Consider the following 13502-nt stretch of genomic DNA (forward strand, 5'->3'; position numbering starts at 1 on the left):
GCAGGGTTCGGAAGTATCAGGCGCCGAAGTCGTCGGGCATCTGCAGGGCCACCACTTCGCCGCTGGCCGTGGCCACGCCTTCAGCATAGACGGTGGATTCGATCACCACCTTGCGGCCCTTGATTTCCTTGACGCGGCCGCGGATTTCCAGGGTCACGCCCAGGGGGGTGGGTTTCAGGTACTTGACCAGCAGGGAGCCGGTGACGAAGCGGAACGGGGGCAGGCTGTCCATTTCCCGGCCTTCGGCCCGGTACATGGCGGCCGCGGCGGTGCCGGTGCTGTGGCAGTCGATCAGGGAAGCCAGCAGGCCGCCATAGACGAAGCCGGGCACGGCGGTGTGGTAAGGCTCGGGGGTGTAGCGGGTGACGCTCTCCTCCCCTTCCCAGAAAGTCTTGATGCGGTGGCCGTGGTCGTTGCGGCTGCCGCAGCCGTAGCAGTGGGCCACGCTCTCCGGGTAGTAATCCTGAAAGGCTTTCATGGGCAGACCGGGTTTCTCGACGTTTTCCTAAGAATGGCGACATCTTAAAAAGTCCGCCGGCCCAGGGCCATTGCCCGCCATGCCGTAAATCGTGCAAAATCCGCCAATATGGAATTTCAACCAATTCACGGTGTTGCAGGGCAGCAATGAGCAACCCTGACAAAATCGCCAGTCCCCTGCCCCGCCCCCGGGCCACCGTGGCCATGGGCTTCGTCCAGGGCATGCTGGCCGGGGTCACGGCCCGCGGCGGCGATGCCGGCCCCCTGCTGGAGCGGGCCGGCATCGGCCGGGAGGTGCTGCACCGGCCGGATGTGCGGGTGCCGGTGGAGCGTTACGCCGCCCTCTACAACCTGCTCATCGCCGAACTCGGCGACGAGGGTTTTGCCCTTTTTTCCACGCCCTTGCCGCCGGGCACCTTCGAATTCCTCTGCCGCAGCGTCATCAGCGCACCGACCCTGGGCGAGGCCCTGCAACGCAGCACCCGCTTCCTGGGGCTGGTGCTGCATGATCTGTCGGTGCATCTGGAAAGCGGGAGCGCCGGTCAGGCCCTGCTGCGCATCCGGGAGGAGCGCCCCCTGGCTGTCGGCCGGGTCTTTGCCTTTGAATGGCTGCTGCGCCTGCTGCACGGCCTGGCCTCCTGGCTGGCGGGGCGCAGCATCGTCCTGGAGCGGGTCCAGTTCCCCTACCCGCGCCCGGCCCATGCGGACGACTATGCCCTGATCTACACCGCCCAGTCGGACTTTGCCGCCGATTCCCTGGCCGCCAGTTTCTCCGCCACCCTGCTGGACCTGCCCATCCGCCGCGACGAGGCGGCCCTGGCCAGCTTTCTTGAAGGCTCCCCGGGCAAGATCACCACCCTCTACCGGCGGGACCGGGAAATGGTGCTGCGGGTGCGCGACATCCTGCGCGCGGCCCTGCCGGAACTGCCCGATCTGGACGGCGTCGCCCGCCAGCTCAACCTGTCGCCCCGCACCCTGCACCGGCGCCTGGAGGAGGAGGGCTCCAGCTTCCGCGCCATCAAGGACGCCCTGCGCCGGGACCTGGCCCTGTCGCGCCTGACCAAGACCAGCCAGCCTCTGGGCCAGATTGCCGCCGACCTGGGCTTTGCCGACCCCTCAGCCTTCTTCCGCGCCTTCGTCTCCTGGACCGGCACCTCACCCAGCCAGTACCGCAAGCGCCTGCGGGCCCAGAAGGAGCGCCCCAGCAGCGGCCAGGAACCGTCTCAGGCCTGAGTATTCACCGTGGCGCCGGCCACGGCGGCAACTGCGGCACCGGCATCGCCCATGCCACCCACGTCGATATAGACCTGGGGCACACTGGCGACGCCGTCGCCCCCCTGCCCCATCAACTGGTCCAGCTTGGCCATGCTTTCCTGGATGCTGCGCACATCCTTGTCCTGCTGTCCGAGTTTCTGCTTGAGCAGGGCGACAACAGCCTTGAGCACCTTGCGCGCCTCTTCCAGGGCCTTGCGCAAAGCCTTGTCCGCATCGGACTGGCCGCCGCTCCTGACCCCCTCCGTGGCGCCCCGGCTTTCGCCGGCCCTCTTGTCTTCGGCCTTTTCCTCCGGATCGGCAGCTACCGCGGCCGCAGCTTCCGCTTCGGCTTCTGCACCGGCTCCGCTGGCTGCCGCGGCCGACGCATCGGCCGCCCCAGCCTCTGCGCTGTCGGCCTCGTCACCGCCCGTATCGGCCTGGGCCTCTGCCGCAGTCGCCTGGGCCACGGCGCTCTGGGCCGATCCATCTGCCGTCCCCTGGGCCGCATCGCTGCCAACACTGGTGGTTTGACTGGCGGAACTGTCCGAACTGCTCACGGACAGATTGGCCGACGCACCCGAGCCGCCGCTGTTGCCGCCCAGATTGCCGGCCAGGGAAGCCAGTTCCTTGGCGATGCTGCGGACCTGCCGGGCCAGCGCCTTGGCCTGCTCCGGCGTCGCCCCGACCAGCATGGACTTGAGCATTTCCAGACGCTTCTTCAGCATCTCGGCCTTGTCGGCCGCCGCCTGCTTGCGGGTCGCCTGGGCCGACGGCATGGAGCGCAGCTGTTGCAGCAAACTGTTCATCTGCTGCGCCCGCTCTGATTGTCGCTTGGCCTGCTCGTCTTCCTTGGGCGAGAGGATGGACTGGGCCAGGGCTTTGGCACTTTCCCTCGCCTCGTCCGCCCCTCCCTGTCGTTCGCTGCGCTTGGCGGAAGCGGCAGACGCGGTCGTCCTGCTAAGAGAAGTGATTTTCATGGGATATCGCCGGCGAAGAACACATGGCTTGTTAACGGCAATATGCCGGCCGACTTGACCCAAGCCGGCCGGCGGTGGGAATTACTCCACCGTCACCGACTTGGCCAGGTTGCGCGGCTTGTCCACATCGGTCCCCTTGACCAGGGCTGCGTGGTAGGACAGCAGTTGCAGAGGAACGACGTGGAGGATGGGGGAGAGGCGGCCGTAGTGTTCCGGCAGGCGCAGGATATGCACCCCTTCCGACTCGGCGATTTCCGAATCCGCATCGGCGAAAACGTACAGCTCGCCGCCCCGTGCCTTCACTTCCTGCAGGTTGGACTTGAGCTTCTCCAGCAGCACGTCATTGGGCGCCACGGCGATGACCGGCATGTCCTTGTCCACCAGGGCCAGGGGCCCGTGCTTCAACTCGCCGGCCGGATAGGCCTCGGCGTGGATGTAGGAAATTTCCTTGAGCTTGAGGGCCCCTTCCAAGGCGATGGGGTAATGGATGCCGCGACCGAGGAAAAGGGCATGCTGCTTCAAGGCGAAGCGCTCGGCCCAGGACTTGATCTGGGACTCCAGCTCCAGGGCCCTGCCGACAGCGGCGGGCAGGTGGCGCAGGGCCTGCAGCTGGATAGCCTCCTCGGTATCGGAGAGACGACCCTTGAGCTTGGCCAGCACCAGGGTCAGCAGGAACAGGGCTGCCAGCTGGGTGGTGAAGGCCTTGGTGGAAGCCACGCCGATTTCCGGACCGGCACGGGTGATGAAGCGCAAGGCGCATTCGCGCACGATGGCCGACTCGGGCACGTTGCACAGGGCCAGGGTGCGGTGGTGACCCAGGGCCTTGGCATGGCGCAGGGCGGCCAGGGTGTCCGCGGTCTCGCCGGACTGGGAAATGGCGATGACCAGCTGGTCCGCCTGGGGCACGGATTCCCGGTAGCGGTATTCGCTGGCCGTTTCCACGGTGCAGGGAATGCCGGCCACGGCTTCGAGCCAGTAGCGGGCCGCCATGCCGGCGTGGCTGGAAGTGCCGCAGGCCAGGATCAGCACCGAGGTGGCACCGCCCAGCAGGGTTTCCGCTTCGGCCCCGAAGAGGCCGGCCTGCAGGCTCTTGGCGCCGCCCACCATTTCCAGGGTGTTGGCCAGGGCGTCGGGCTGCTCGAAGATTTCCTTCTGCATGTAGTGACGGAAGCGGCCCAGTTCCACCGCGTCCGCCGACAGGCTGGAGAGGGCCACCGGCCGCTCCACCGGCGCGCCGTCGGCCCGGGCAACGCGCCAGCTTTCGGGACGCAGTTCGGCCACGTCGCCGTTTTCCAGATAGACGATGCGACGGGTCACCTGCAGCAGGGCGGAGGCATCCGAGGCCGCATAGTTGCCCTGCTCGCCGACGCCCAGAAGCAGGGGCGAACCTTCCCGGGCGACGATGACCCGGCCCGGTTCGTCTTCCTTGACCACGGCGATGGCGTAGGCGCCCTGGAGGCGCTGCACCGTGCGGCAGACGGCTCGGAACAAATCAGGCTCGCTCTTCAGGGTGTGGTGGATCAGGTGGGCGATGGTTTCCGTATCGGTCTCGGAGGAGAAGCTATAACCCAGGGCCGACAGTTCGGCGCGCAGGGACTCGTAGTTCTCGATGATGCCGTTGTGCACCACCGCCAGACCTTCGGAGATGTGGGGATGGGCGTTGCGCTCGGAAGGCACGCCATGGGTGGCCCAGCGGGTGTGGGCGATGCCGGTCTCGCTGGTGGCTCCGGTGCTGTCGGCCTGGGCCGCCAGTTCGGCCACCCGGCCGACGCTGCGCAGGCGTTGCAGGCCGCCGTTGAGGATGGCCAGGCCGGCGGAGTCGTAACCCCGGTACTCCAGCTTGCGCAGGCCTTCCAGCAGGACAGGAACAATGTTGTTGCGTGCTGCCGCCGCGACGATGCCGCACATGGCTCAGCTCCCCGCCATTTCCAGGGCCCGCTTGGCGAACCAGGGACCCAGGCCGTAGAGGCCGCCCATGGCCAGGGCCATCAGCACGGTGCCGGCCACCAGCTGCTTGCCGGCCTTGGCGCAATCCGCCCAGTGCTTCCAGCAGAAATAGAGGGGCCCCAGCACCGGCACCAGCAGGGCACAGGCGCCCCAGCGCCAGCCGTGGGCGAAGGAGGCGGGAATGGTGTCGATGTAGCCCACCAGGAGCAGCATGCCGCCGCCGGCCACGGCCAGGGCGACGGTCAGTACGTAAAGGGTGAAATAGGCGTCCATGGAACTTCCTTACTTTTTGACTTTTTCGGGGCGCTTCCAGCCGGCCAGGCTGACCTGGCGGGCGCGGGAAACGGTGAGGGAATCGGCGGGGGCATCCTTGGTCAGGGTGGTGCCGGCCCCCAGGGTGGCACCGCGGCCCACGGTGACCGGGGCCACCAGCTGGGAGTCGGAACCGATGAAGGCATCGTCCTCGATGACGGTGCGGTGCTTGTTGGCGCCGTCGTAGTTGCAGGTGATGGTGCCGGCACCGATGTTGACCCGCTGGCCCACGGTGGCATCGCCCACGTAGGCCAGGTGGTTGGCCTTGGAACCGGGGCCGAGAATGCTGTTCTTCAGTTCGACGAAATTGCCCACATGGGCCTCGGCCCCCAGCTCGGTACCCGGCCGCAGGCGGGCGTAGGGACCGACGATGGCATCGGGTCCGACGACGGCCCCTTCCAGGTGGCTGAAGGCGGCGATGCGGGCGCCGGCCTTGACCGTGACGTTCTTCAGGACGCAATAGGGACCGATGTCCACGGCTTCCTCCAGCACCACCTCGCCTTCGAAGACGCAGCCCACGTCGATGGCCACGTCACGGCCGCAGCGGAGCTGGCCGCGCACGTCGAGCCGGGCCGGGTCGGCCAGGCGCACGCCCTGCTCCAGCAGGCCGTGCGCCAGGCGCAACTGATAGACCCGCTCCAGCTCAGCCAACTGCACCTTGCTATTGACCCCGGCCACCTCCCATTCGCCTTCCGGCTGGGCCGTATGCACCGGCACCCCGTCCGCCACCGCCAGGGCCACCACGTCGGTCAGGTAGTACTCGCCCTGGGCATTGTCGTTGGAGAGGCGGGACAGCCAGTCCTTAAGGCGGGCCGTGGGCAAAGCCATGATGCCCGTGTTGGTTTCCCTTACCAGGCGCTCGGCCGGGGTAGCGTCCTTTTCCTCGACGATGCGCTGCACCCGGCCGGCGCTGTCGCGGATGATGCGCCCGTAGCCCTTGGGATTTTCCAGATCCACCGTCAATACCGCCAAGCCGTCGCCGGCGGCCTGGACCAGCCGCTGCAGGGTGGCGGCCTGGATCAGGGGCACATCGCCGTAAAGCACCAGGGTCATGCCCTCGCCATCCAGCAGGGGCAGGGCCTGCATCACCGCGTGGCCGGTGCCCAGTTGGGGTTCCTGCACGGCACAGGCCACATCGGCTGCAGCCAGGGCGCTGCGCACCACTTCGCCGCCGTGGCCCACTACCAGGCAGATACGGGACTGGCCTAGATGGCGGGCGGTATCCAGGACATGGGCAGCCAGGGCCTTGCCGGCAATGGGATGAAGCACCTTGGGCAGATGGGAATGCATACGCTTTCCCTGGCCGGCGGCGAGGATGACGATATTCATGGGATTTTTCCGTAATACAGAAGCGACATGGCCGCCGGGGCGGCTATGGGGGATCAGGCGCTCTTCTTCTCTTCCTGGCCGGAGAGGATGTCGCCGAGGAGCTGTTTGCCCTTGTTGGAAACAAACCAGTGCAGCACGTTCTTTTCGTTGATGCGGGTTTCGATGATGCCGAGGTTCTTCAGCACGGACAGACGCTGGCTGATCAGCTCCCGGCCCAGACCGGTCTTTTCGGCCAGGCCGGCCAGATTGCCGTACACGTAGTTCTCTTCGGCAATGGCGCGCACCAGTTCGACGTCGTTGTAGGACAGGGCTTCCTTCGGCAGTTCCTTGACCACGGCTTCCTGGGCTTCCGGGACCGCCTCCGGCTTGCGCTCCTGCAACTGGCGCACGTCGTCCTTGACCAGGTCGAGCTGGGACAGCAGCTTGTTGGCCATGTTTTCGAACAGGCGGCGGGAAACCACCACATAGAGCAGGCAGAAGCCGGCCAGGACGAAGAAATCCACCGGACGGGTGCGGGCCCCCTCGAGCAGATTGCTGGAAATCATGTTGAGGAAAAGAGGCACGGTCAGGGCCGCCACCATGCCCAGCACCGGATACTTCAGCCACTCGCGCACCTCGGGCTCCACCAGCCGGTCACGCAGGAAAAAGTTGGCGATGCCACCGAGAATGCCGGCGACGACGAGGATGCCGAGAATGATCAGGAGATGCCCGTCGAGGGCACCGAAAGTTTGGCTTACTTGCATCGCTTTTTGCAGTTCCATGTCCATGGGGCCTCCCGTCCCGCGCAGACCGTAATATGCCACAGGGGAAGACCCCTGCAAAACAAAACCCCGCCACGGGGGCGGGGTTTTCTGTCGTGCCGTTTTCCGGATGCCTCAGCGGGGCAGTTCGGAAGCGCCGGTCAGGAAGGCATCGACCTCCCGCGCGGCCTGACGGCCTTCGCGGATGGCCCACACCACCAGGGACTGGCCGCGGCGCACGTCGCCGGCAGCGAAGACCTTGGGCACGTTGGTGGCGTAGCAGCCGGCACCGTCGGTGGTCGCCTTGGCGTTGCCGCGGGCATCCTTGTCCACACCGAAGGCTTCCAGCAGGCCGGCCACCGGATTGGTGAAGCCCATGGCCAGCAGCACCAGGTCGGCGGGAATCTCGAACTCGGAACCGGCCACTTCCACCATCTTGCCGTCCTTCCATTCCACGCGCACGGCCTTCAGGGCCTTGACGTTGCCGTTGCCGTCACCAATCAGCTCCTTGGTGGACACGGCGAAGTCCCGGGTGCAGCCTTCGTCGTGGGAGGAGGAGGTACGCAGCTTGAGCGGCCAGTAGGGCCAGGTCAGGGCCTTGTTCTCTTCCACCGGGGGCTTGGGCATCACTTCGAACTGGGTGATGGAAGCCGCACCGTGGCGGTTGGAGGTACCGACGCAGTCGGAGCCGGTGTCGCCGCCACCGATGACGACGACGTGCTTGCCGTCGGCGCGGATGGGGTTCTTGCCGTCGCCGGCCACTTCCTTGTTCTGCGGGATGAGGAACTCCAGGGCGTAATGCACGCCCTTCAGTTCCCGGCCCGGCACGGGCAGGTCGCGCGGGACTTCGGAACCGCCGGTCAGCACCACGGCGTCGAATTCCTTGCTCAGCTGCTCGGCAGAAACCACGGTGGTGGCGTCATTGACGATGCCGGCCGGCAGGGTCTTGGTGCCGACGATGGTCTTGGTGCGGAAGGTCACACCCTCGGCCTGCATCTGTTCCATGCGGCGGTCGATCAGGCCCTTCTCCAGCTTGAAGTCGGGGATGCCGTAACGCAGCAGGCCGCCGACCCGGTCGTTCTTCTCGAACACGGTCACGTCGTGACCGGCACGGGCCAGCTGCTGGGCAGCAGCCAGGCCGGCGGGACCGCCGCCGACGATGGCAACCTTCTTGCCGGTCTTGACCTTGGCGGGCTGGGGCTTGACCCAACCGTTTTCCCAGGCCTTGTCGATGATGGCGTGCTCGATGGACTTGATGCCCACGGGCGCCTCGTTGATGCCCAGGGTGCAGGCAGCTTCGCAGGGCGCCGGGCAGATGCGGCCGGTGAACTCGGGGAAGTTGTTGGTCGAGTGCAGGACGGCGATGGCCTCTTCCCAGTTGCCGCGGTAAACCAGGTCATTCCAGTCGGGAATGATGTTGTTCACCGGGCAGCCGTTGTTGCAGAAGGGAATGCCGCAATCCATGCAGCGCGCCCCCTGGGTCTTGGCATCGGCGTCGGACAGGTGACCGACGAATTCCTTGTAGTGCTTGAGCCGCGCCTCGACAGGCTCGTAAGCCTCGGACAGACGCTGGAACTCCATGAAACCAGTAGGCTTGCCCATTTATGCGGCCTCCTTCTGCTTGCTGTTCTTGGCGGCGAGTTCCGCCAGTGCGCGGCGGTACTCGTTCGGCATGACCTTGACGAACTTGGCGCGGTAGGTGCTCCAGCCGTCCAGGATCTGCTTGGCCCGGGAGGAGCCGGTCATTTCCAGGTGGCGTTCGACCAGACCCTTGAGCAGGGCTTCGTCGGCCATGGCCAGGTGGCGGATGTCCACCTTGCCGTGGCTGGTGACGTCGCCGAACTCGCCCAGTTTCTCGGCAGCTTCCTCTTCTTCCGGCACCGGCTCCAGGGCGACCTGGGCCAGATTGCAGCGGGATTCGAAAGTGCCGTCCTCGTCCAGGACGTAGGCCACGCCGCCGGACATGCCGGCAGCGAAGTTGCGGCCGGTCTGGCCCAGCACGACGACGGTGCCGCCGGTCATGTATTCGCAACCGTGGTCACCCACGCCTTCCACCACCGCGGTGGCGCCGGAGTTGCGCACGCAGAAGCGTTCGCCGCCGACACCGTTGAAGAACACTTCACCTTCGATGGCACCGTACAGAACGGTGTTGCCGACGATGATGTTCTCGGCGGTGTTGCCGCGGAAGGCCTTGGGGGCCTTGATGACGATGCGGCCACCGGAGAGGCCCTTGCCCACGTAGTCGTTGCCTTCGCCAGTCAGCTCGAAGGTCACGCCCTTGGCCAGGAAGGCGCCAAAGCTCTGGCCGGCGGTACCGGTCAGGTTCACGTGGATGGTGTCATCCGGCAGACCGGCGTGGCCGTAACGCTTGGCCACCTCACCGGCCAGCATGGCGCCGGCGGTGCGGTTCACGTTGATGATCTCGGTGTTGATCACCACCTTCTCGCCCTTTTCCAGGGCGGGCTTGGCCTGCTCGATCAGCTTGTGGTCGAGGGCCTTGCCCAGATTGTGATCCTGGGTCTCGCAGTGCAGACGGGCCACGTCGGCACCCACGGGCGGCATGTAGAAGATCTTGGAGTAATCCAGGCCACGGGCCTTCCAGTGCTCCACACCGGCGCGCATGTCGAGCAGGTCGGCACGGCCGATCAGGTCGTCCAGCTTGCGGATGCCCATGGAGGCCATGATCTCGCGCACTTCTTCGGCAACGAAGAAGAAGTAGTTCACCACGTGCTCCGGCTGGCCGGAGAACTTGGCGCGCAGGGTCGGGTCCTGGGTGGCCACGCCCACCGGGCAGGTGTTGAGGTGGCACTTGCGCATCATGATGCAGCCTTCCACCACCAGGGGAGCGGTGGCGAAGCCGAACTCGTCGGCACCCAGCAGGGCGCCGATGACCACGTCGCGGCCGGTCTTCATCTGACCGTCCACCTGGACGCGGATGCGGCCGCGCAGGCGGTTCAGCACCAGGGTCTGCTGGGTTTCGGCCAGGCCGAGCTCCCAGGGAGTGCCGGCGTGCTTGATGGAGGACAGGGGGGAAGCACCGGTACCGCCGTCATGGCCGGCGATCACCAGGTGATCGGCCTTGGCCTTGGAGACGCCGGCAGCCACGGTACCCACGCCCACTTCGGATACCAGCTTCACCGAGATGGAGGACACCGGATTCACGTTCTTCAGATCGTGGATCAGCTGGGCCAAGTCTTCGATGGAGTAGATGTCGTGGTGCGGCGGGGGGGAAATCAGGCCGACGCCGGGCACGGAGTGACGCAGGGCACCGATGTACTCGGAAACCTTGTGACCGGGCAGCTGGCCGCCTTCACCGGGCTTGGCGCCCTGGGCCATCTTGATCTGGATCTGGTCCGCATTGGCCAGGTACTCGGCGGTAACGCCGAAGCGGCCGGAAGCCACCTGCTTGATGGCGGAACGCAGGGAGTCGCCTTCCTTCAGCTCCAGATCGCGGGCGATACGGCCGGCACCGATGATCTCGGACAGCTTCTGGCCAGCCTTCACCGGCTTGAAGCGGTTGGCATCCTCGCCACCTTCACCGGTGTTGGACTTGCCGCCGATGCGGTTCATGGCCACGGAAAGGGTGGTGTGGGCCTCGGTGGAGATGGAGCCCAGGGACATGGCGCCAGTCGCGAAGCGCTTGACGATTTCCTTGGCGGGTTCCACTTCTTCCAGGGGCACCGGAGCGCCGGCCGACTTGATCTCGAACAGACCGCGCAGCGTCAGGTGACGCTTGGACTGGTCGTTGATGATCTTGGCGTACTCCTTGTAGGTGTCCATCTTGCCGGAGCGGGTGGAGTGCTGCAGCTTGGCGATGGCATCCGGGGTCCACATGTGGTCTTCGCCGCGGATACGGAAGGCGTATTCGCCGCCGGTCTCCAGGCTCTCGGCCAGCACGGGGTCGCTGCTGAAAGCGGCACGGTGCACGCGCAGGGCCTCTTCGGCCACCTGCAGGATGCCGATACCTTCCACCTGGGTGGCCGTGCCGGCGAAGTACTTCTTCACCAGTTCGGAGGAAAGGCCGATGGCTTCGAAGATCTGGGCGCCACAGTAGGACTGGTAGGTGGAAATGCCCATCTTGGACATGACCTTGTTCAACCCCTTGTTGACGGCCTTGATAAAGCGCTTCTGGGCGTCGTAGGCGGTGACGTTGCCCGGCAGGTTGCCGGCGATCTCGGCCAGGGTGTCCATGGTCAGCCAGGGACAGACGGCTTCGGCGCCATAACCGGCGAGCAGGGCGAAGTGGTGGGTTTCCCGGGCGGAACCGGTATCCACCACCAGGCCGGTGGAAGTGCGCAGACCCTTCTTCACCAGGTGGTGATGCACGGCGGAAGTGGCCAGCAGGGCGGGGATCGGCGCCTTCTCGGCACAGACGCTGCGATCGGACAGGATCAGCACGTTGTAGCCGTCGGCCACGCTCTTCTCGGCGGCGGCGCAGACAGCCTCCAGGGCCTTCTCGCAACCGGCGGCGCCTTCGGCGGCAGGCCAGGTGATGTCCAGCACCAGGGACTTGTAACGGCCCGAGGTGGAACGATCGATGGCGCGCAGCTTGGCCAGGTCGGCGTTGGTCAGCACCGGCTGGTGCACTTCCAGACGCAGGGGCGGATTGGTTTCATCCACGCCCAGCAGGTTCGGCTTGGGACCGATGAAGCTGGTCAGGGACATGACGATCTCTTCCCGGATGGGGTCGATCGGCGGGTTGGTCACCTGGGCGAACAGCTGCTTGAAGTAGTTGTAGAGCGGCTTTTCCTTGTTGGAAAGCACGGTCAGGGGGCTGTCGTTACCCATGGAGCCGGTGGCTTCCTCACCCTGGGCAGCCATGGGCTGCAGGATGAACTTCACGTCTTCCTGGGTAAAGCCGAAGGCCTGCTGCTGGTCGAGCAGAGGCACGTCGGCCTTGGGCGCCTCGCTGCCGGCTTCCGGCAGGTCGCCGAGGAAGTAGCGGGATTCTTCAATCCACTTGCGGTAGGGCTTGGCGCCGGAAAGGGACTTCTTCAGCTCGGAGTCGTCGATGATGCGGCCCTGTTCCATGTCGATCAGGAACATCTTGCCGGGCTGCAGGCGCCACTTCTTGACGATCTTCTCTTGCGGGAAGGTCAGCACGCCCATTTCGGAGGCCATCAGCACCAGATCGTCCTCGGTCACCAGATAGCGGGCGGGACGCAGGCCGTTGCGATCCAGGGTGGCGCCGATCTGGCGGCCGTCGGTGAAAGCCACGGCGGCGGGGCCGTCCCACGGTTCCATCAGGGCGGCGTGGTACTCGTAGAAGGCGCGACGCTCTTCGTCCATGAGGGGATTGCCGGCCCAGGCTTCGGGGATCAGCATCATCATGGCCTGGGCCATGGAGTAACCACCCATGACCAGCAGTTCCAACGCGTTGTCGAAACAGGCGGAGTCGGACTGGCCGTCCACGATCAGGGGCCACAGCTTGTCCAGGTCTTCCTTCAGCCACTTGGAGGACATGGCCTTCTGGCGGGCCTTCATCCAGTTCACGTTGCCGCGCACGGTGTTGATTTCACCGTTGTGGGCAATCATGCGGAAGGGGTGGGCCAGATCCCAGGTGGGGAAGGTGTTGGTGGAGAAGCGCTGGTGCACCAGGGCCAGGGCGGAGACGAGGCGCTCGTCCTGCAGGTCCAGGTAGTACTCGCCCACCTGATGGGCCAGCAGCATGCCCTTGTAGTTGATGGTACGGGAGGACAGGGACGGGATGTAGAACTGCTTGCCGTCGTCCAGCTTCAGCTTGCGCACGGCATGCTCGACCCGCTTGCGGATGACGAACAGCTTGCGTTCGAAGGCGTCCTGGTCGCCGACGTTCTCGCCCTTGGCGATGAACACCTGGCGCATGACCGGCTCGATCTCGCGGGCAGCGGCAGCCAGGCCGGCATTGTCCCGGGGCACGTCGCGCCAGCCGAGGAAGGTCTGGCCTTCTTCGTGCACGATGCGGGCCACGGCGGATTCGGCGGCGGCACGACCGTTGGAGGACTGGGGCAGGAACACGATACCGCAGGCGTACTCGCCTTCCTTGGGCAGGTTGATGCCCAGTTTGGCGGCTTCGGCACGCAGGAAGGCATCGGGCATCTGAATCAGGATGCCGGCGCCATCACCCAGCAGCGGGTCATAACCGGTAGCGCCGCGGTGGTCGAGGTTTTTCAGGATCAACAGACCCTGTTCAACGATACCGTGGCTCTTCTTGTTCTTGATATGGGCAACGAAACCGACGCCGCAGGCATCCTTTTCGTTGGCCGGGTCGTACAGGCCCTGCCGCCCGGGAACGGCCCCACCAGGGACAACACTATCCATCACGCTAGAGTCCTTTTTATGAATTAAGACTGCCGCCTGGATAAACCGAACGGCGTCAAAAAAGCCGGTGCGGACGGCACCGGCCTTTTCTGTGCAAAAAGCAACACTATAGTGTAGCCCGAAAACCGTGAGCCATCAAGGCTTTGCCCAACAATGCCCCGATCGC

Annotated in this window: 9 protein-coding genes; 1 reads left to right on the forward strand and 8 read right to left on the reverse strand. The window is 65.6% G+C overall.

The genetic code is table 11. The features are described 5' to 3' along the window. Positions 1 to 16: 16 nt before the first annotated feature. On the reverse strand, positions 17 to 478 hold the full coding sequence (locus tag AZSP09_RS10650) for a PaaI family thioesterase (protein ID WP_014236207.1): 462 nt from the start codon (positions 476 to 478) through the stop codon (positions 17 to 19). Positions 479 to 624: 146 nt separating this feature from the next. On the opposite strand from AZSP09_RS10650, the gene AZSP09_RS10655 reads away from it, so the two are divergent. Further along, positions 625 to 1710 (forward strand): AraC family transcriptional regulator, encoded by a 1086-nt coding sequence (locus AZSP09_RS10655; protein WP_152090016.1) that lies wholly within the window; start codon positions 625 to 627, stop codon positions 1708 to 1710. Here the strand turns inward: AZSP09_RS10655 and AZSP09_RS10660 are convergent. From AZSP09_RS10660 to AZSP09_RS10690, 7 genes are all read right to left on the reverse strand, one after another. Next, positions 1701 to 2708: a hypothetical protein gene (locus AZSP09_RS10660; RefSeq protein ID WP_152090017.1), complete on the reverse strand. Its 1008-nt coding sequence runs from the start codon at positions 2706 to 2708 to the stop codon at positions 1701 to 1703. The two genes, AZSP09_RS10655 and AZSP09_RS10660, sit on opposite strands and share 10 nt — an antisense overlap. Before the next feature lie 81 nt (positions 2709 to 2789). After that, positions 2790 to 4616: a glutamine--fructose-6-phosphate transaminase (isomerizing) gene (glmS, locus tag AZSP09_RS10665; protein WP_152090018.1), complete on the reverse strand. Its 1827-nt coding sequence runs from the start codon at positions 4614 to 4616 to the stop codon at positions 2790 to 2792. A gap of 3 nt (positions 4617 to 4619) precedes the next feature. Next, positions 4620 to 4928, reverse strand: a complete 309-nt coding sequence (locus tag AZSP09_RS10670; protein ID WP_014236203.1) for a hypothetical protein — start codon at positions 4926 to 4928, stop codon at positions 4620 to 4622. A gap of 9 nt (positions 4929 to 4937) precedes the next feature. Then, positions 4938 to 6296: a bifunctional UDP-N-acetylglucosamine diphosphorylase/glucosamine-1-phosphate N-acetyltransferase GlmU gene (gene glmU, locus AZSP09_RS10675; RefSeq protein ID WP_152090019.1), complete on the reverse strand. Its 1359-nt coding sequence runs from the start codon at positions 6294 to 6296 to the stop codon at positions 4938 to 4940. Between the two features lie 53 nt (positions 6297 to 6349). After that, positions 6350 to 7039, reverse strand: coding sequence for a YEATS-associated helix-containing protein (locus AZSP09_RS10680; RefSeq protein ID WP_232058784.1), 690 nt, complete (start codon positions 7037 to 7039; stop codon positions 6350 to 6352). A 132-nt stretch (positions 7040 to 7171) separates the two neighbouring features. After that, on the reverse strand, positions 7172 to 8638 hold the full coding sequence (locus AZSP09_RS10685; protein WP_014236200.1) for a glutamate synthase subunit beta: 1467 nt from the start codon (positions 8636 to 8638) through the stop codon (positions 7172 to 7174). Then, on the reverse strand, positions 8639 to 13336 hold the full coding sequence (locus AZSP09_RS10690; protein ID WP_152090879.1) for a glutamate synthase-related protein: 4698 nt from the start codon (positions 13334 to 13336) through the stop codon (positions 8639 to 8641). Positions 13337 to 13502 lie beyond the last annotated feature (166 nt).

It is taken from the genome of Azospira sp. I09 (assembly GCF_009177135.1).
In the GTDB taxonomy this organism is placed as follows: Bacteria; Pseudomonadota; Gammaproteobacteria; order Burkholderiales; family Rhodocyclaceae; genus Azospira; species Azospira oryzae.